Annotated in this window: 15 protein-coding genes; 8 read left to right on the forward strand and 7 right to left on the reverse strand. The window is 70.1% G+C overall.

Features of this window, described 5'->3' with window-relative positions:
• Nucleotides 1–208: 208 nt before the first annotated feature.
• From AB0I52_RS29580 to AB0I52_RS29600, 5 genes are all read right to left on the reverse strand, one after another.
• Nucleotides 209–1,519, reverse strand: a complete 1,311-nt coding sequence (locus tag AB0I52_RS29580) for a DUF58 domain-containing protein (RefSeq protein WP_363077768.1) — start codon at nucleotides 1,517–1,519, stop codon at nucleotides 209–211.
• Between the two features lie 11 nt (nucleotides 1,520–1,530).
• Nucleotides 1,531–2,532 (reverse strand): MoxR family ATPase, encoded by a 1,002-nt coding sequence (locus AB0I52_RS29585; protein WP_363077770.1) that lies wholly within the window; start codon nucleotides 2,530–2,532, stop codon nucleotides 1,531–1,533.
• Nucleotides 2,529–3,755 (reverse strand): DUF4350 domain-containing protein, encoded by a 1,227-nt coding sequence (locus tag AB0I52_RS29590; RefSeq protein WP_363077772.1) that lies wholly within the window; start codon nucleotides 3,753–3,755, stop codon nucleotides 2,529–2,531. Before AB0I52_RS29590 ends, AB0I52_RS29585 begins: the two co-directional genes overlap by 4 nt.
• Entirely contained in the window at nucleotides 3,752–4,378 is a 627-nt protein-coding gene (locus AB0I52_RS29595; RefSeq protein WP_363077806.1) for a DUF4129 domain-containing protein, read from the reverse strand. The genes AB0I52_RS29590 and AB0I52_RS29595 overlap by 4 nt, the downstream gene beginning before the upstream one ends.
• 67 nt (nucleotides 4,379–4,445) lie before the next feature.
• Nucleotides 4,446–5,645, reverse strand: coding sequence for a hypothetical protein (locus AB0I52_RS29600; protein ID WP_363077774.1), 1,200 nt, complete (start codon nucleotides 5,643–5,645; stop codon nucleotides 4,446–4,448).
• A 140-nt stretch (nucleotides 5,646–5,785) separates the two neighbouring features.
• Here AB0I52_RS29600 and mtnA point away from each other — a divergent pair, with 140 nt between their 5' ends.
• From mtnA to AB0I52_RS29635, 7 genes are all read left to right on the forward strand, one after another.
• Nucleotides 5,786–6,931 (forward strand): S-methyl-5-thioribose-1-phosphate isomerase, encoded by a 1,146-nt coding sequence (gene mtnA / locus AB0I52_RS29605; protein ID WP_363077776.1) that lies wholly within the window; start codon nucleotides 5,786–5,788, stop codon nucleotides 6,929–6,931.
• Between the two features lie 4 nt (nucleotides 6,932–6,935).
• Nucleotides 6,936–7,625: a two-component system response regulator MtrA gene (gene mtrA, locus AB0I52_RS29610; protein ID WP_187740742.1), complete on the forward strand. Its 690-nt coding sequence runs from the start codon at nucleotides 6,936–6,938 to the stop codon at nucleotides 7,623–7,625.
• Nucleotide 7,626: 1 nt separating this feature from the next.
• A complete protein-coding gene (gene mtrB, locus AB0I52_RS29615) occupies nucleotides 7,627–9,657 on the forward strand; it encodes an MtrAB system histidine kinase MtrB (RefSeq protein WP_363077778.1) in 2,031 nt (676 codons plus the stop codon).
• Nucleotides 9,658–9,742: 85 nt separating this feature from the next.
• Nucleotides 9,743–11,512, forward strand: coding sequence for an LpqB family beta-propeller domain-containing protein (locus AB0I52_RS29620; RefSeq protein WP_363077808.1), 1,770 nt, complete (start codon nucleotides 9,743–9,745; stop codon nucleotides 11,510–11,512).
• Nucleotides 11,513–11,639: 127 nt separating this feature from the next.
• Complete coding sequence (locus AB0I52_RS29625; RefSeq protein ID WP_363077780.1) at nucleotides 11,640–12,368, forward strand: ComF family protein; 729 nt, start codon at nucleotides 11,640–11,642, stop codon at nucleotides 12,366–12,368.
• Nucleotides 12,369–12,690: 322 nt separating this feature from the next.
• Nucleotides 12,691–13,380, forward strand: a complete 690-nt coding sequence (raiA, locus tag AB0I52_RS29630; protein ID WP_362967236.1) for a ribosome-associated translation inhibitor RaiA — start codon at nucleotides 12,691–12,693, stop codon at nucleotides 13,378–13,380.
• Between the two features lie 192 nt (nucleotides 13,381–13,572).
• Entirely contained in the window at nucleotides 13,573–14,328 is a 756-nt protein-coding gene (locus AB0I52_RS29635; RefSeq protein ID WP_363031435.1) for a response regulator transcription factor, read from the forward strand.
• Nucleotides 14,329–14,359: 31 nt separating this feature from the next.
• Here the strand turns inward: AB0I52_RS29635 and AB0I52_RS29640 are convergent, their stop codons facing one another.
• Nucleotides 14,360–15,535: a crosslink repair DNA glycosylase YcaQ family protein gene (locus tag AB0I52_RS29640; protein WP_363077782.1), complete on the reverse strand. Its 1,176-nt coding sequence runs from the start codon at nucleotides 15,533–15,535 to the stop codon at nucleotides 14,360–14,362.
• A gap of 53 nt (nucleotides 15,536–15,588) precedes the next feature.
• Entirely contained in the window at nucleotides 15,589–16,176 is a 588-nt protein-coding gene (locus tag AB0I52_RS29645) for a GNAT family N-acetyltransferase (RefSeq protein WP_363077784.1), read from the reverse strand.
• A 241-nt stretch (nucleotides 16,177–16,417) separates the two neighbouring features.
• Here AB0I52_RS29645 and secA point away from each other — a divergent pair, with 241 nt between their 5' ends.
• Nucleotides 16,418–19,234 (forward strand): preprotein translocase subunit SecA, encoded by a 2,817-nt coding sequence (gene secA, locus AB0I52_RS29650; protein WP_363077786.1) that lies wholly within the window; start codon nucleotides 16,418–16,420, stop codon nucleotides 19,232–19,234.
• Nucleotides 19,235–19,551 lie beyond the last annotated feature (317 nt).

Consider the following 19,551-nt stretch of genomic DNA (forward strand, 5'->3'; position numbering starts at 1 on the left):
GGGACCCTGTGGGAGAGTAGGACGCCGCCGAACTCCTTTTATAGTTAAGCCCCGTGCCCTTGTGGCACGGGGCTTTTCTGCGTTCCCGACCAGAAAGAGCTTGAACGGATACACGCGGGTCACGTCTGCCCTTACCTTCCGTCCCGTTTTACGTGCCCCGTCTTACGCGCCCCCGTTAGTTCCGGTCGGGGGCGCGTCCGCAGCCTCGCTACAGACGACCTGCTGCCTTGAGAGCCAGATAGGCGTCGGCGAGAGCCGGCGCGAGGGTGTCGGGAGTGGCGTCGACGACAACTACGCCACGGCGCTGGAGCAGGTCCGCCGTCTGACGTCGACGGGCCTTTGCCTGGGCGCCGGCAGCCGCCTCGTAGACCGCGTCCACTGTGCCTCTCGCACCGGCCATCTCCTCGATGTGCGGGTCGCTGACGGCCGCCAGCAGCACGGTGTGCCGCTGGGTCAGGCGGGACAGGACGGGCAGCAGACCCTCCTCGACAGGGGCTGCGTCGAGACTGGTCAGGAGCACGATCAAGGAACGGCGAGGGGCGCTCGCCAGAGCCGTGGCACTGAGGCCTCGCGCATCCGTTTCCACGAGCTCCGGTTCGAGCGGTGCCATCGCAGCGACCATGGCCGACAGGACTTCCCCTGCTGCCCGGCGCTGAACGCGGGCGCGAACACGGCGGTCGTAGGCGAGCAGATCCACACGATCGCCCGCCCGGGTGGCGAGAGCGCTCAGGAGCAGGGTCGCGTCCATCGCCGCGTCGAGACGAGGGACGTCACCGACCCGCCCTGCCGAGGTACGGCCGGTGTCGAGGACGACGAGGATGTGACGATCGCGTTCGGGACGCCACGTTCGTACGGTGACGGCAGACTGGCGGGCGGTTGCCCGCCAGTCGATCGACCGGGTGTCGTCGCCCGGGACGTAGGCACGAAGACTGTCGAACTCCGTACCCTCGCCGCGGGTCAGGACGCTCGTGCGGCCGTCGAGTTCTCGCAGTCTGGCGAGACGGGACGGCAGGTGCTTGCGACTGGTGAACGGCGGCAGGACCCGGACCGTCCAAGGCACTTGATGACTGCCCTGGCGTGCCACGAGGCCCAGCGGGCCGTACGAGCGGACGGTGACCTGCTCGGCCCGTCGGTCACCACGGCGGGTGGGGTGCAGGAACGTGGTGATGCGGCGGCGTTCGCCGGGCGGGACCGTCAGTTTGTGGCGGGACGCGGACTGTTCCGTGCCGGGTCGCCAACTGCTGGGAGGCCAGGCGTCACGGAGGTGTGCCCGCAGGCGGCGGCGGGAACGATTGACTACGGTGAGTTGCACTTCCGCGCTGTCACCGAGTCGAACGGTTGTATCACCAGATCGAGTGAACTGAAGCGGGCGCACTGGCGCAGCCAGGGCATAGTCGCACAGAATTGCTAGAGACAGCGGGGCGTTGACCGCGAGCATGCCCGTCCAGCTCGGGGCCAGGATGCCTACAGGGAGTGACCCAAGAGCGGCGAGCAGTGCGGTGCGTCCGGTGAGGGCCACGATTCACCGCCTCATCGGGGTACGGGGACTTGGGCGAGGACTGCGGTGATGACGGAGTCGGGGGTGACACCCTCCATCTCCGCCTCGGGCCGCAGCTGGATGCGGTGGCGGAGTGTGGGGAGGGCCAAGGCTTTCACGTCGTCCGGAATCACGTAGTCGCGGCCCGTGAGCCAGGCCCATGCGCGGGCGGTGGAGAGCAGAGCAGTGGCACCTCGGGGTGAGACTCCGAGGGACAGCGAGGGGGAATCACGCGTGGCACGACAGATATCCACGACGTAGCCGGCGATCTCGGGGGAGACGGTGGTGGCGGCAACAGCGGTGCGGGCGGCTGCCAGGTCGGCCGGTCCTGCGACCGGGTGTATGCCCGCCGCCTTGAGATTGCGGGGGTCGAAGCCGTCGGCATGGCGGGTCAGGACATTGATCTCGTCTTCACGGGACGGAAGAGGCACCGTCAGCTTGAGGAGGAAGCGGTCCAACTGGGCTTCGGGGAGCGGGTATGTGCCCTCGTACTCCACCGGGTTCTGGGTGGCTGCGACGAGGAAGGGGTCGGGGAGGAGACGGGGGGTTCCGTCGACGGTGACCTGACGCTCCTCCATTGCCTCCAGGAGGGAGGACTGGGTCTTGGGAGGCGTTCGGTTGATCTCGTCGGCGAGCAGCAGGTTGGTGAAGACCGGTCCCGGCTGGAAGGAGAACTCGGCGGTGCGGGCGTCGTAGACGAGGGACCCGGTGATATCGCTGGGCATCAGGTCGGGGGTGAACTGGACGCGTTTGGTGTCGAGTTCGAGGGACGCCGCGAGGGCCCGGACCAGGAGCGTCTTGGCCACGCCCGGGACGCCTTCGAGCAGGACGTGACCTCGGCAGAGCAGTGCGACGACAAGTCCGGTGACCGCCGGGTCCTGTCCGACCACGGCCTTGGCGATCTCGGAGCGCAGCGCTTCCAGGGAGGCGCGGGCCGCGTCGTCGTTCCTGATGGTCTCGGCTGTCCCGGCGGGAACTGGGGGCGAGGCGGTCATGAGGTACGAACCTCCCTTTCGAGGGAGTCGAGTTGGTCTGCCAGAAGGACGAGCGCGGCGTCGTCGGAAGGAGCCGAGCCGAAGAGCAGTTCTTGGAGGCCGCTGCCGGTCGTGCCGAGGCGCGTGGAGACGGCGGGCAGGAGTGCGACGGCGGAGTGGGCGTCCCGCGGGGAGACGCCGACGAGGGGGGCGATTCGGGTGCGAGACGCGTGGCGCAGTGAGGCGGCGGCCCGGTCGCGGGCGTTGGTCTTGCGGTGGAGGCGGGCGCGGCCCTCGGTGGACTCGGAGGCGCGAATGGCCACGGGCAGCCGTTCGGCGATCACGGGGCCCAGGCGGCGCGCTCGCCAGACGGCGGCAAGTACGGCGGCGAGTGCGAGTTGCAGGGTGCCCCACAGCCAGCCCGAGGGGATCAGGTCGATGAAGCTGCTCTCGCCGCTCGCGCTCCCGTCCCCCGCATCGCCGTCATCACCTCCGTCGGTGCTTGCGGCGGAGCTGTCGGAAAGCGAGGGGAGGTACCAGACCAGATGCGAGTGGGAACCGAGGAGTTGAAGGGCCAGCGAGGCGTTGCCCTGATGGTCCAGACGGTCGTTGTACAGGATGTCCGGAGAACCGAGAAGGACGGTGTCACCCGCGGCCGGCTGCCGGAGGAGCAGCAGAGAGGGGAGGCCGTCGGCCGGGTAGCAGGCGAGAGTGTCGAGGCTGTCCGAGGTGTAGCGGAAGCCACCCGTCTCGACGTCGCCGGCCTGCCGGGCCGCGTCCGAGGAGCAACGGGGGGCACGGGTGGTCACCGGTGCGGAGGACTCTGCTCGGACACCGGGGGCCAGTGTGCCCACGGAGGGGGGACCCGCGGCGAGGAGCACGGTCCGGCCGGCGGTGTCGGCGGTTGCCGTGCGGAGGGTGTTCTGCTGGCCCGGCGTCAGCAGGTTGGGCGCGGCGACGAGCAGCGTCGTGTCGGGGCCGACGGCGGATGTGGCGTCCTGGAGTGTGGTGACGACACGGACGGAGACGCCACGGTCCTTGAGGAGTTCGGCGACGGCCCGGCTGCCGTAGCGGTCCGCGGAGCGGGGGTCGAGACGTCCGTGCCGATCGCCGGAGTGGGTGGCCGCCAGGGCGACTCCGGCGGCCACGAGCACGAGGACGGCGAGGAGCAGTCCTCGTATGCGGATCCAGACCTGACGAGGGGTCGGGGAGGCCGAGGAGGAAGAGGTGGTGACCGCGGTCATCCGGCGGCTCCCTGGAGGGTGCCGGTCAGTTCGGGCCTGGTGGTCCCGAGCTCCAGGTCCAGGGCGAGCACGGTCAGGTACGCCTTCTGGTCGGCGGTGCGGCCACCGTATGTGACGTCGTCGAACTGCCGGGCCGCCGCGAGCAGTCGCGTGGCGTGTGCGGGGAGCGGGCGGCCGGCTTCCGCGGCGGCTTCATCGGCGGTGCGGCCGGGGCGCGGGTCCAGCAGGGCGCGTTCCTCGAGGGAGCGGACGATGGCCCGCATCCGTTCCTGGACCGCCTGGTTCCAGCGGCCGGCGGCGGCGTGGGCCTCGGCGGCCGTGCGGTGCTCCGCGGCACTGCGGGGGCCGCTCTCGAAAAGGGCGTCCGCCGGTCCGAGACCACGTTGCGGGGTGCCCAGCCGCCACCAGAGTGCGGCGATCAGGGCGAGGACGATCAGTGCCAGTACGACCAGCCCGGCCGGACCGCCGGGGGCGACGCCGGAGGCGGACGAGAGGAGATCGCCGATCCACTTCCACAGGTGGTCGAGGGCGCGCTGGAGGAGGTTCGGGTCGTTCTCGTGGTACATCGGTTTGGACAGTTCGTGCCGTGCCGCCTCGCGGGCGGGCACCCGCGGGGTGTCCACGGGTATGTCGCCGCTCGCCCGGACCAGCAGTTGCGCTGCCGCCGTGCCACCCACCCCCCACACCGCGTCAGCTCCTGTTGTCGTAACCCGGCAGGCCGGCCGCCCTGGCGAGTTCGAGGTCGAGTGCCTCGCGCCGGATGCGCTGGTCCACGTAGAGCAGCGCCATGACACCCGCGAAGAGCGGGTAGGTGATCATTGCGATGACCACGTCGCCGATGCCGGAGACGATCAGGAACGACCAGCCGAAACTGTTGGCGCCCTCGGTGACGAGTGCGTCCAGACCGCCGCCGTCCGCGACCATCGCGATGACGCCGAACGGGATCCCGATCACCAGGGTCACGATGAGAGTCAGCAGCCAGGTGAGCGCCAGGATGCCGAAGGTCCGCCACCAGGCGCCCCGGATCAGCTTGGCGGAGCGTCGCATCGAGACGATGATCGACTGCCGCTCCAGCATCAGCGCGGGGGAGGCGAGGCAGAAGCGGACCCACAGCCAGACCAGCACGACACACGCGGCGAGAAGCCCGAGGAAGGCGAGTCCGACACCGGCCGTGCCGCCGAGGAGGAAGCCGGGCAGGAACCCGACGGCCATGATGCCCGAGGCCATGACGGCCAGCAGCAGGGTCAGGCCCAGCAGCGGGAGCAGCCGGGGCCGGGCCTCGGCCCACGCGTCGGAGAGGGTGACGGGGCGGCCGATCACGGAGCGGCTGATCACCACGCTCAGTACCGCTGTGGTGAAGATCGTGGCGAGCATCGTGATGAGCAGAGGCGGGCCGGTGTTGAGCATTTTGGTCTGGAACGAGTCGGCTGCCTGGCGCAGGGCTTCCGAGCCCGTGGCGTTCGCGTCGACGGACGGGGGATCGGGCAGCAGATAGCGCCCCACGAAGATGATCGCGGTCTGGGTGATCACGGCGACGGTGAGCGTGATGCCGAGGACCGTGCGCCAGTGGGCGCGCATGGTGGATACGGCGCCGTCCAGGATCTCGCCGACGCCCAGTGGACGGAGTGGAATGACGCCGGGCCGCGCCGCGTCCGGATGGCCCCAGCCGGGACCCTGGGGCCGTCCGCCCCAGCCGGGGGCGGGTGGCGGCGCGCCGGGACCGGCGCCGGAACTGCTCGGCGGGGACCACTGCCCTGCGGGCGGCTGCGTGGGAGACCGGTTCCCCGCAGGTCCGCTGCCGTCGACAGGCTCGGAAGGCCGGGGGATACCCGCCTCCTGGCCGTCGGAGGGGGCAGATCCGGGCGAGGCCCAGCCCGGAGTGTCGTTCATTCTCGCTCCTTAACGGTCCTGTCCGCTCATCGGGGCGTCAGGTTGGCAGCCATCGTGCCACGCGTTGCACCGGTCCGGGCCTGGCGCTCTGTCTCCTTCGTCCCTTCATTTGTGGGCGGCTCACCGGGCAGACTGGGCGGATGGCTGATCAGGACGCGCAACCGCCGGTGGGCACCGCCCCCTCGGCGCTTCCCGTACTTCGCTGGGACGAGCCTCCGCAAGGCCCTGTGCTGGTGCTTCTCGACCAGACGCGGTTGCCCGCGGAAGAGGCCGAGCTGGTGTGTGCCGATGTGCCCGCGCTGGTGGAGGCGATCCGGACGCTGGCGGTGCGGGGAGCGCCGCTGCTGGGTATCGCGGGGGCCTACGGTGTGGCTCTCGCCGCGGTGCGGGGCCAGGACGTGGAGGTGGCCGCGGGGCTGCTGGAGCAGGCGCGGCCCACCGCGGTGAACCTCGGCTACGGCGTGCGGCGGGCCGCCGGGGCGTACCGGGCGGCGGTCGAGAAGGGGGCGGGTCCGGAGCGGGCGGCGGCGGAGGCGCTGGCAGAGGCCAGGGCCCTGCACCGGGAGGACGCCGTGGCCAGTGGCCGCATGGCGCGGTTCGGGCTCGCCCTCCTGGACGAGCTGCTGCCCGACGGCGGGCAGCAGCTGCTGACCCATTGCAATACCGGCGCGCTCGTCTCGGGAGGCGAGGGCACCGCCTTCGCGGTGGCGCTCGGTGCGCACCGGGCGGGCCGGCTGAGGCGGCTGTGGGTGGACGAGACTCGTCCGCTGCTCCAGGGCGCCAGGCTGACCGCGTACGAGGCCGCTCGCAGTGGCATGCCGTACAGCCTGCTCACGGACAGCGCCGCGGGGTCGCTGTTCGCCGCCGGGGAGGTGGATGCCGTGCTCATCGGGGCGGACCGCATCGCCGCGGACGGATCCGTGGCGAACAAGGTGGGGAGTTATCCGCTGGCGGTGCTTGCGAAGTATCACCACGTACCGTTCATCGTGGTGGCCCCGACCACGACCGTGGATCTGGACACCGCGGACGGGGCGGCGATCACCGTGGAGCAGAGACCCGGACGGGAAGTGACGGAGGTCACATTTGCCCGGGTCGGGGTGACGGGCCGGGAAACGGGTGGCTTGATCGTGGCGCCGCCGGGATCCCAGGCGTACAACCCCGCCTTCGACATCACACCGCCGGAGCTGGTCACGGCGATCGTCACGGAGGAGGGCGTAATCTCCCCGGTCACAGGGGTCGGACTGGCAGAGCTGTGTGCCAGGTCATCGCAGATAACGATTAGCTAATGGGATGATGTCGATTATGAAGGGACGCGTCCTTGTCGTCGACGACGACACCGCACTGGCCGAGATGCTCGGCATTGTGCTGCGTGGTGAGGGGTTCGAGCCGTCGTTCGTAGCGGACGGCGACAAGGCACTTGCTGCATTTCGTGAGGCAAAGCCGGACCTGGTTCTGCTGGATCTCATGCTGCCCGGTAGGGACGGCATCGAGGTCTGCAGGCTGATCAGGGCCGAGTCAGGCGTGCCGATCGTCATGCTCACTGCCAAGAGCGACACGGTTGACGTGGTGGTGGGCCTGGAGTCCGGGGCCGACGACTACATCGTCAAGCCGTTCAAACCTAAGGAGTTGGTTGCCCGGATCAGGGCACGTTTGCGGAGGTCCGAGGAGCCGGCGCCGGAGCAGCTGACCATCGGCGATCTGGTCATAGATGTGGCCGGGCACTCGGTGAAGCGGGACGGGCAGTCCATTGCCCTGACCCCGCTGGAGTTCGACCTGCTGGTCGCGCTCGCCCGTAAGCCGTGGCAGGTCTTCACCCGTGAGGTACTGCTCGAGCAGGTGTGGGGATATCGTCATGCCGCCGACACCCGGCTGGTGAACGTGCATGTTCAGCGCCTCCGCTCCAAGGTCGAGAAGGACCCGGAGCGGCCGGAGATCGTGGTGACCGTCCGAGGCGTCGGTTACAAGGCCGGACCGAGCTGACATGTCCCTGGGTAGCGCTGCTCCGAAGCCCGGGGAGCCGGGAGTCCGTGCGGAGCGGGCTGCCGGTTCAGGGCCTGCGTCGTCGCCTGTCGGGCGGATCCTGCGGGGCGGCCGGTTGTTCCAGGACCGGGCGCCCGGCGGGCCGGTGCCGAGGCTGCTGATGCGCTGGGTGCGGCGTCCGCTGCTGCCCGCGGTGCGGCTGTGGCGGCGCAACCTTCAGCTGCGGGTCGTCGCCGGCACGCTGCTGATGTCGCTCGGTGTGGTTCTGCTGCTCGGCCTGGTCGTGATCGGGCAGGTGCGCAACGGCCTGCTCGACGCGAAGGGCAAGGCCGCCCAGACACAGGCCGCGGGCGGATTCGCGGCGGCCCAGGAGAAGGCGAACGCACCACTCACCCCCACGACCGGGCAGGGCGGCGACGCCGCGGACGGCACGACCGCCAACAACTCCTGGCGGACCGAGCTCGTCGACCAGCTCGCCAGTGGTGGCAAGAACGCCTTCAACGTGGTGGCGCTCAGCGCCGACGAGGGCTCCCGTGCGCCCCGCGGCTCGGGCAGCGTCGAGGCCGCGAGCATTCCGCAGAGCCTCCGCGAGTCCGTGAACAAGGGCCCGGGAGCATTCCAGACGTACTCCCTGATCCGCTACGCGAACGGGCAGGAGTCGCAGCCCGGTCTCGTCGTGGGCAAGCGGCTCTACGACATCGACCGCAACCCCTACCAGCTGTACTACGTCTTCCCGCTGACGCAGGAGGAGAAGTCCCTGACCCTGGTCAAGGGCACACTGGCCACCGCGGGTCTGTTCGTGGTCGTGCTGCTAGGGGCCATCGCCTGGTTCGTGGTGCGCCAGGTCGTCACACCCGTCCGCATGGCGGCCGGGATCGCCGAACGGCTCTCCGCCGGCCGGCTCCAGGAACGGATGAAGGTCACCGGCGAGGACGACATCGCCCGGCTCGGTGAGGCCTTCAACAAGATGGCGCAGAACCTTCAGCTGAAGATCCAGCAGCTGGAGGAGCTCTCGCGGATGCAGCGCAGGTTCGTCTCGGACGTCTCGCACGAGCTGCGGACGCCCCTGACGACGGTACGGATGGCCGCCGACGTCATCCATGAGGCACGCGTGGACTTCGACCCCGTCACGGCACGCTCCGCGGAGCTGCTCGGTGACCAGCTCGACAGGTTCGAGTCGCTGCTCTCCGATCTGCTGGAGATCAGCCGGTTCGACGCGGGAGCCGCGGCGCTGGAGGCCGAGCCGATAGACCTGCGGCAGGTCGTGCGACGGGTGATCGGCGGCGCCGAGCCGCTGGCCGAGCGCAAGGGCACCCGGATCCGGGTGGTCGGTGACGAGCAGCCGGTGATAGCGGAGGCCGATGCGCGACGGGTCGAGAGGGTCCTGCGCAACCTGGTCGTCAACGCCGTCGAGCACGGTGAGGGCCGCGATGTCGTGGTGCGGATGGAAGTGGCCGGCGGAGCGGTCGCGGTGGCCGTCCGGGACTACGGAGTGGGGCTGAAGCCCGGCGAGGCGACCCGGGTGTTCAACCGCTTCTGGCGGGCCGACCCGGCCCGCGCCCGGACGACCGGCGGCACCGGTCTGGGACTGTCGATCGCCGTCGAGGACGCCCGGCTGCACGGCGGCTGGCTCCAGGCCTGGGGCGAGCCCGGTGGCGGCTCGCAGTTCCGGCTGACACTGCCGCGCACGGCGGACGAGCCGCTGCGCGGTTCGCCGATACCGCTGGAGCCCGAGGACTCACGGCGCAACCGGGAGAACCGGGAGCGGGCCGCGGCCGCCCCCGCACAGGCCACGGGAAGTGAGCACCGGCTGATGGCGGTGCCCTCCCAGCCGCCGGGTACGGACCGCTCACCGCTGCCGGTACCGGCTCGCGCCCCCGCAGCCGCCCGGACCGCGCCCGTCTCGGTGCACCCGGCGGCACTGCCGGGCAGCGGCGCACGGGTGGTGCCGCGGCCCTCCGAGGAGCGGCCCGGCGACAACGACTCCCCGAGGCAGGATCCGGGGCGGGAGGACACGACGCGTGGGCGCTGACCGTGATCAGGGTGGCCGCGGACGTGCGGCGGGGCTGACCGTGCTGCTGGGATGCGGCGCCCTGCTGCTCACCGCGTGCGGCTCGATGCCCGTCACCGGTGATGTCAAGGCTGTGGACGCCTCGCAGCCCGGCGAGTCCCAGGTGCAGGTCTACGCGGTCGCGCCGCGCGACGGTGCCACGCCGAACGAGGTGGTCGACGGTTTCCTGGAGTCGATGACCAGCGACGACTCCGATTTCCGGACGACGCGCAAGTACCTCACGCAGCAGACGTCGAAGGCCTGGAAGCCGAGTGCGCTCACCACCGTGCTGGCCAAGGCGCCGAACCGGAGCGACCGGCCGGACCACGGGAGCGGCAGCAGCACCACCGAGGTCAGCTACACGCTGTCCGGCGAGAAGGTGGCGACGGTCGACGAGCAGAACGCGTACCAGCCGCTCGCTCCGACGGACTACACCAGCACCCTCCATCTGGTGCGGCAGAAAGGGCCGGACGGCAAGGAGTGGCGCATCGACCGAGTGCCGGACGGCCTGGTGCTCGGGCAGTCGGACTTCAAGCGGCTCTACCGTTCCGTCAACAAGTTCTACTTCGCGACCGGGCGCTCCGAGGCGCAGTCCACGCTGGTCGCCGACCCGGTCTACATCCGTAACCGGACGGACCCCGCCACCGGGATGGACACCGTGACACAGGCGGTCCGCAGTCTCCTGAGGGGCCCGACCGAGTGGCTGCGGCCGGTGGTCGAATCAGGCTTCCCCGCGGGGACGGGCCTGCGCAAGGACGTCATCTCGCTGACGCCCGACGACCGCAACGTACTGAAGGTCCCGCTCAACAAGAAGGCCGACGGGGTCGGGCAGCGCTCCTGCCGGATGATGGCCTCGCAGGTGCTCTTCACCCTCCGGGACCTGACATCGGCGCGGGTCGAGCAGGTGGAGCTGCAGCGCTCGGACGGTTCGCCGTTGTGCGTGCTCGGGTCGGATCAGGCCGAGGAGTACGCCCCCGACCGTTCGTCGGGCGGGCCCGACAGCCAGTACTTCGTCGATGCCAAGGGGCATGTGCAGCGCATTCCGGGGAGCACCAGGGGCAGCGGGGAGCCGGAGCCGGTGGCCGGGCCGTTCGGTGCCGGTCAGGTGCGGGTGAGCGAGGTCGGCGTGGCCCGGGACGAGCAGTTGGCCGCGGCGCTCTCGCAGCACCGCGACGCGCTCTACGTGGCCTCCATCGCCGCGGACGGCCAGCTGCCGCCCCCGGCGGTGACGAGTAAGGCCGGCCGTTCCGAGGACCGTCTGACGGCGCCCAGCTGGGACGGCAGGGGCGACCTCTGGGTCGCCGACCGGGACCCGGACAATCCCAGGCTCCTGCGGCTGGCCGGTGGTGCGGGCAAGCCGCAGGAGGTCACGGTGCCGAGTCTGAACGGCAGCCGGATCAAGGGACTGCGGCTGTCCTCGGACGGGGTGCGCATCGCCCTGCTGCTGTCGAGCGACGGCCGTACGACGCTGAGGATCGGCCGGATCGAGCGTCAGGGACCGCAGGACAAGCAGCAGGTCTCCGTGGTCGACCTGCGACAGGCCGCGCCGCAGCTGGCGGATGTGACCGCGATGTCGTGGTCGGGCGGGAGCCGTCTCGTGGTGGTCGGCAAGGAGCAGGGCGGCGTGCAGCAGGTCCGCTACGTGCAGGCGGACGGCTCGACACCTTCGTCGGGCGTGCTGCCCGGAGTGAACCAGGTGCTGGCGATCGCCGCTGCGGACGACGAGCAGTTGCCGCTGATGGCGGACACCCAGGGCGACGGAATAGTGAAGCTGCTGCCCGGGGACAACTGGCAGACGGTCCTCAAGGAGGGTTCGGCGCTGGTCTACCCGGGCTGACGCCCGCGCCCGCCCGGACCGCCGCGCCCCGTGCTCCCGTACCGCCTGTGCCGGCCCATGCCCTCCTGGATCCGGGCGGTTGTCCACAGGGGTGGTCCGGCGGCTCGGGCGGGGGCACAGTGGAGTCATGAGCGGGTGGTGGCGGGAGATCACCGGACTGGTCCTGCCGGTTGCCTGTGGGGGCTGCGGCAGACCGCGGACCGAGCTGTGCGCGGAGTGCGGCGCGCAGCTGCACGGCGGGGCGCCCCGCCGGGTGAGACCCGATCCGGAGCCGGCCGGTCTGCCCCCGGTGCATGCCGCCGCCGGATACGAGAACGCGGTACGGGCGCTGCTGCTGGCCCACAAGGAGCGGGGTGCGCTAGGCCTGGCAGGGGCCCTCGGCAAGGCTCTGGCGGGTGCCGTGCGGGCCGGGGCGGGGCCGCCGTCGGGTCGGGGACCACTGCTGCTCGTGCCCGTGCCGTCGTCGCGCCGGGCCGTGGCGGCACGAGGACATGATCCGACGCGCCGGATCGCGCTGGCGGCCGCGGCGGAACTGCGGCGTGCGGGCACCCCGGCGAGGGTGGCCGCGGTGCTGCGCCAGCGGCGTGCGGTGGCCGACCAGTCGGGGCTCGGGGCCGGGGAGCGCCGGGCGAATCTGGCGGGTGCGCTGGAGATGGCGGCGGGAGGCGGGCGGCTGCTGGCAGCCGGACGGGTGGTGCTGGTCGACGACCTGCTCACGACGGGTGCCTCGCTGGCCGAGGCGGCGCGGGCGATCGACGGGTCCGACGGGCCGGACGGCACTGGTTCCGGGGTGCGGCAGGCGGCCGTTGTCGCAGTGTCTCCGTCCGCCTTCGAAATAAACCGGAACCGGAAGTGAACCTGCATCGTTGCAGGTAGTGAGTGGGTAAAAAGACCTGAACGGAGGTACGTGCGAGTAGCGGGTGCCGACAGGCCGCCTAGCAGGCTATGTTCGGTTGTGAGGAATGGTGAATGCCAGACCTCGGCGAATGCACCACCAGGTTTCGGGCAGGTGACCCACCAGCAGTTCAGAATCCGGAAATTCGGTGGGGTGGAGACCTCGCCGCCGGGGGAGGAGGAGGTGGAAGCCACCGAGTCCGCGGCTCCGGTTACCACCGGGGCCTGGTGCAAAAGGGAGATGCTCCGCCACTGAGCGGAGCGATCCGGGAACGGAGTTCTGCGTGGACATCGTCGTCAAGGGCCGCAAGACCGAGGTGCCCGAGCGGTTCCGCAAGCACGTGGCCGAGAAGCTGAAGCTGGACAAGATCCAGAAGTTCGACGGCAAGGTGATCAGCCTCGACGTGGAGGTGTCCAAGGAGCCGAATCCCCGCCAGGCCGACCGTTCCGACCGGGTGGAGATCACGCTCCGCTCGCGTGGGCCGGTCATCAGGGCGGAAGCGGCCGCAGGCGACCCGTACGCAGCGCTGGACCTGGCCACCGGCAAGCTGGAGGCCAGGCTGCGCAAGCAGCACGACAAGCGGTTCAGCCGCCGTGGCTCGGGCCGCATCTCAGCTGCCGAGGTCGCCGAAGTCGTACCGGAAGCAGCTTCGTTCAACGGCGACGGCGTGCTGATCGCCGACGAGCCGGCGAAGCCCGTGCCCACCACCAGGATCGGCTCGCTCGAGGTACAGGGCGAAGGCCCGCTGGTGATGCGCGAGAAGACGCACGTGGCGGCACCCATGTCGCTCGACCAGGCGCTCTACGAGATGGAGCTGGTAGGACACGACTTCTACCTGTTCGTCGACTCCGAGACGAAGGAGCCGAGTGTCGTCTACCGGCGGCACGCCTACGACTACGGTGTCATCCACCTGAGGACCGACCCGCTGGCCGCCGATGAGGCGGGCGGCGCGGGTGGTGCGCTCGGCGGCTGACGCCCCCTCTGTGGTGCCCCTGGTGCGCCTTGTGCGCCTTGTGCGCCCCCGGGGCACCCGCGTGCGACCACTGGATCACCGCTCGGACGTCCAGGCGTGAAATCATGGCGGCCCAAGCCAATCGGTGCTCTGTGAACTGCCGTTGGCGGACAGTTTGTGAACTTCAGGCCGTGGCCTTCAGGGGGAGGAACGATGGCGGACACCTTCGGGCCCGTACGCGACGCGAATGATGCCGAGGATGCTTCCGGTGCCCGCACCGGAGCGGACGAGGACGGTGGTTCCCGTAAGGAACCGATCCGGGTCCTCGTGGTCGATGACCACGCCCTCTTCCGCAGAGGACTGGAGATCGTCCTCGCGCACGAGGAGGACATCCAGGTCGTCGGCGAGGCCGGGGACGGGGCGGAGGCGGTCGACAAGGCGGCCGATCTGCTGCCGGACATCGTGCTGATGGATGTACGGATGCCCAAACGGGGCGGTATCGAGGCCTGTACCTCCATCAAGGAGGTGGCCCCCAGCGCGAAGATCATCATGCTGACGATCAGCGACGAGGAGGCCGACCTCTACGACGCCATCAAGGCGGGCGCCACCGGATATCTCCTCAAGGAGATCTCCACGGACGAGGTCGCCACCGCGATCCGTGCGGTCGCCGACGGGCAGTCCCAGATCAGTCCGTCCATGGCGTCGAAACTGCTCACCGAGTTCAAATCGATGATCCAGCGGACCGACGAGCGCCGGCTGGTGCCGGCGCCCCGGCTCACCGAGCGTGAGCTCGAAGTCCTCAAACTGGTTGCCACAGGCATGAACAATCGCGATATCGCGAAGGAACTCTTCATTTCCGAGAACACCGTGAAGAACCACGTCCGCAACATTCTGGAGAAGCTCCAGCTGCACTCCCGGATGGAAGCCGTGGTCTACGCCATGCGGGAGAAGATCCTCGAGATCAGGTGACGCGGCCGGGTAAAGCCCCGGGAATGTGCGGTCACGCCAGGACGCGGGCGATTTCCCGCGTGAGCGGCCCGCGCAGTTCCGGCGCCTCCACCCGTTCCAGCCGGACCTCGGTGCAGCCGACCCACGACGCCGCCTCGACCAGAGCCTCCGCCATCGGCGGCACGGCCTTCGGGCCCGCCAGGGACACCTGCCGGGCGACCAGCGTCGTGCCCTCGCGCGCCGGGTCGACCCGGCCCTGCAGTCTGCCGCCCGCCAGCAGGGGCATCGCGAAGTAGCCGTGGATCCGCCTGGGCTTGGGGACGTAGGCCTCCAGCCGGTGGGTGAACGCGAAGATCCGCTCGGTGCGCGCCCGCTCCCAGACCAGCGAGTCGAACGGAGACAGCAGCGTCGTACGGTGCCGGCCGCGTGGCTCCGAGGCCAGCGCCGCCGGATCCGCCCAGGCGGGCTTCGACCAGCCCTGCACCGTCACCGGCACCAGGCCGGAGTCCGCGACCACCGCGTCGAACTGCTCGGCCTTGAGCCGGTGGTAGTCGGCGATGTCCGCGCGGGTGCCCACGCCCAGTGACTGCCCGGCGAGCGCCACCAGCCGGCGCACGCACTCCGCGTCGTCCAGGTCGTCGTGGAGCACCGCGGCGGGCAGGGCGCGTTCCGCCAGGTCGTAGACCCGCTTCCAGCCGCGCCGCTCGGTGCACACCACCTCGCCGTACATCAGGGCCCGCTCGACGGCGACCTTCGACGCCGACCAGTCCCACCACTCCCCGCCGTTCTTCGCGCCGCCCAGCTCCGTGGCCGTCAGCGGGCCCTCGGTGCGCAACTGCTTGATGACCGTGTCGTACGCGCCGTCGGGCAGGTCGTGGTGCCACTGCGGGCGTGAGCGGTAGGCGCGGCGGCGGAAGGCGAAGTGCGGCCACTCCTCGACCGGCAGGACGCACGCCGCGTGCGACCAGTACTCGAAGGCGCGGCCACCCGACCAGTACGCCTCCTCGACAGGGCGCCGGCCGACCGCGCCGAGGCGCGCGTAAGGAATCAGCTCGTGCGACCGCGCGAGCACGGAGATCGTGTCGAGCTGGACGGCCCCGAGATGCCGCAGCACCCCGGGTACCCCGGCCCGGCGGTCCGGGGCGCCCAGGAATCCCTGGGCGCGCAGGGCGATCCTGCGGGCCTGATCGGCGGAGAGTTCGGCTGCGGGAGGCTGCACAGGCGTCATGCCTCGAACCCTAGAGGGCGGCACTGACAGTCCGGCCGGGACTTCCGCGGTCCTCACGAGCGGGTGGGGCCCACCGCCGGAAGATAGGCGCAGGTCCCCGGCAGCCCGAGGTCCGACGGGAGCAGCGCACCGGCCCACGTATCGCGTCGCACCCCCTTGTTGAGCAGTCCGGAGCGCTGGTCGCCCTCCATCAGGAAGCCGGCCCGCAGCGCCACGGCCCGCGAGGGCACATTGCCGATCTCGGCCCGCCACTCCAGCCGGTCCCCGCCGAGCGAGGTGAAGGTCCAGTGGGCGGCGCGGCGGACCGCTTCCGTCATGTAGCCGCGGCCGCGGTGCTCCCCGGCGGTCCAGAACCCCACCTCGTACGTGCCCGGCTGATTGCGGCGGTTGATGCCGAGCGCACCGGTCAGGGCCCCGCCGTCACGCAGCACGACGGCGAAGTTGTACATGGAGTCGTCCTGCCAGCCGCCGGGCGAGAACTGCCGGGTGAAGAGCTCCGCGTCGGTGCGGCTGTACGGCGAGGGGACGACCGTCCAGCGCTGGATGTCCGGGTCCTGGCAGGCGGCGTGCACCGCGTCCGCGTCGCCCGGGGCGAAGGGGCGCAGCAACAGGCGGTCGGTGGTGAGAGTGATCGGTTCCATGTACGGATTCTGGTGACCTGCCGGGGTGCGGAGCGAGCACTTTTCGGACTTCCCGGCACCTTCGGTGCCCTTCGTCCGTTGATCGGGAAGGGCACTGCGAGCTCAACGCAGTGGCAGCCCTCCCGGCGCGGCGGGGTCCTCGCTTACGATGGCCGTTGCGGTGGGGCCCACCTGCCGTGCCCGCGCCAGAGTCCATAACACGACCCAGTGCCAGGCCCGACCGGCAAGGAGACCAGCCTCAGTGTCCGTCTTCAACAAGCTCATGCGTGCAGGCGAAGGCAAGATCCTGCGCAAACTGCACCGCATCGCGGACCAGGTCAGCTCCATCGAAGAGGACTTCGTCAACCTCTCCGACGCCGAGCTGCGGGCGCTCACCGACGAGTACAAGGAACGGTACGCGGACGGCGAGAGCCTGGACGACCTGCTTCCCGAAGCATTCGCGACCGTCCGTGAGGCCGCCAAGCGGGTCCTCGGACAGCGCCATTACGACGTTCAGATGATGGGCGGCGCAGCCCTGCACCTCGGCTATGTGGCCGAGATGAAGACCGGCGAGGGCAAGACCCTGGTCGGCACGCTGCCCGCGTATCTCAACGCGCTCTCCGGCAAGGGCGTGCACCTGATCACGGTCAACGACTATCTGGCCGAGCGTGACTCGGAGATGATGGGCCGGGTCCACAAGTTCCTCGGACTGGACGTCGGCTGCATCATCGCCAACATGACGCCGGCCCAGCGCCGTGAGCAGTACGGCCGCGACATCACGTACGGCACGAACAACGAGTTCGGCTTCGACTACCTCCGCGACAACATGGCGTGGTCGCAGGACGAGCTCGTCCAGCGCGGTCACAACTTCGCGATCGTCGACGAGGTCGACTCGATCCTGGTCGACGAGGCCCGTACCCCGTTGATCATCTCCGGCCCCGCCGACCAGGCCACCAAGTGGTACGGCGACTTCGCCAAGCTGGTCACCCGGCTGACCAAGGGTGAGGCGGGCAACCAGCTCAAGGGCATCGAGGAGACCGGCGACTACGAGGTCGACGAGAAGAAGCGGACCGTCGCGATCCACGAGCCCGGTGTGGCGAAGGTGGAGGACTGGCTCGGCATCGAGAACCTCTACGAGTCGGTGAACACCCCCCTCGTCGGGTACCTCAACAACGCGATCAAGGCCAAGGAACTCTTCAAGAAGGACAAGGACTACGTCGTCATCGACGGCGAAGTCATGATCGTCGACGAGCACACCGGCCGTATCCTCGCCGGCCGCCGTTACAACGAGGGCATGCACCAGGCGATCGAGGCGAAGGAAGGGGTGGACATCAAGGACGAGAACCAGACCCTCGCCACGATCACCCTGCAGAACTTCTTCCGCCTCTACGGCAAGCTCTCCGGCATGACCGGTACGGCGATGACCGAGGCCGCAGAGTTCCACACGATCTACAAGCTCGGTGTCGTGCCGATCCCGACCAACCGGCCGATGGTCCGGGCCGACCAGTCGGACCTGATCTACCGCACCGAGGTCGCCAAGTTCGCCGCTGTCGTCGACGACATCGCGGAGAAGCACGAGAAGGGCCAGCCGATCCTGGTCGGCACCACCTCGGTCGAGAAGTCCGAGTACCTCTCGCAGCAGCTGTCGAAGCGCGGTGTGCAGCACGAGGTCCTCAACGCCAAGCAGCACGACCGGGAGGCGCCGATCATCGCGCAGGCCGGCCGCAAGGGTGCCGTCACGGTCGCGACGAACATGGCGGGCCGCGGTACGGACATCAAGCTGGGCGGCAACCCCGACGACCTGGCCGAGGCGGATCTGCGCCAGCGCGGACTCGACCCGGTCGAGCACGTCGAGGAGTGGGCGGCCGCGCTGCCGGCGGCGCTGGAGAAGGCCGAGCAGGCGGTGAAGGCGGAGCACGACGAGGTCAAGGATCTCGGCGGGCTCTACGTCCTGGGCACCGAGCGGCACGAGTCGCGCCGCATCGACAACCAGCTGCGCGGTCGTTCCGGCCGTCAGGGCGACCCGGGCGAGTCCCGCTTCTACCTGTCGCTGGGCGACGACCTCATGCGTCTGTTCAAGGCGCAGATGGTCGAGCGCGTGATGTCGATGGCCAACGTGCCGGACGATGTGCCGATCGAGAACAAGATGGTGACGCGGGCGATCGCGTCGGCCCAGTCGCAGGTCGAGCAGCAGAACTTCGAGACGCGTAAGAACGTCCTGAAGTACGACGAGGTGCTCAACCGGCAGCGTGAGGTCATCTACGGCGAGCGGCGCCGGGTGCTTGAGGGCGAGGACCTCCAGGACCAGATCCGTCACTTCATGGACGACACGATCGACGACTACATCCGCCAGGAGACGGCGGAGGGGTTCGCCGAGGAGTGGGACCTGGACCGGCTGTGGGGTGCGTTCAAGCAGCTCTACCCGGTGAAGGTCACGGTCGCCGAGCTGGAGGAGGCCGCCGGGGATCTCGCCGGGGTCACCGCCGATTTCATCGCCGAGTCGGTCAAGGACGACATCCACGATCAGTACGAGGAGCGTGAGAAGACGCTCGGCTCCGACATCATGCGTGAGCTCGAACGGCGCGTGGTGCTGTCCGTGCTGGACCGCAAGTGGCGTGAGCACCTGTACGAGATGGACTACCTCCAGGAAGGCATCGGCCTGCGGGCCATGGCGCAGAAGGACCCGCTGGTCGAGTACCAGCGCGAGGGCTTCGACATGTTCAACGCCATGATGGAGGGCATCAAGGAGGAGTCCGTCGGCTACCTGTTCAACCTGGAGGTCCAGGTCGAGCAGCAGGTCGAGGAGGTGCCGGTGCAGGACGCGGGGACCTCGCTGTCCAAGGAGGACGCCGTGCCGGCGGCGCGTCCGGAGATCCGGGCGAAGGGGCTCGACGCTCCGCAGCGTCCCGACCGGCTGCACTTCTCCGCTCCCACGGTGGACGGGGAGGGCGGGGTCGTCGAGGGCGACTTCTCCAACGTGGACAGTGACGGGGCCGGTGCCGAGTCCGACGGGCTCACCCGGGCTGAGCGGCGCAAGGCGCAGAAGAGTGGTGGGGGTGGGCGGCGCCGCAAGAAGTAGCGTGCGCTGACTGCTGGATCGCGGCCGGGGCCGGGCACCGTTGGTGTCCGGCCCCGGCCGTTGTGCGTGTGGGGGCGCGGGGGTGGGGTGGTTCGGCTCGGGGTGGGGTGCGGTGGTGCGTGGGTCGGTGGGGTGGGGTGGGTGGGGGGTGGGTGGGTGCGCCTGCGGCGGGCCTTGTCCCCTCCCCGCCCCTTCCCGTAACCGGGGGGGGGCGCCCCCCCCCCCCCCCCAAAACCGGGTTGGGGTGAAATTGAAGGGCGACCCGGTGGGGGGGGGGGGGGGGGTGGTATAGGGGGGGGGGCGGGGGGGGTGTGGGT

Origin of the sequence: Streptomyces sp. NPDC050423 (assembly GCF_040655445.1) — a bacterium.
GTDB lineage: Bacteria > Actinomycetota > Actinomycetes > Streptomycetales > Streptomycetaceae > Streptomyces.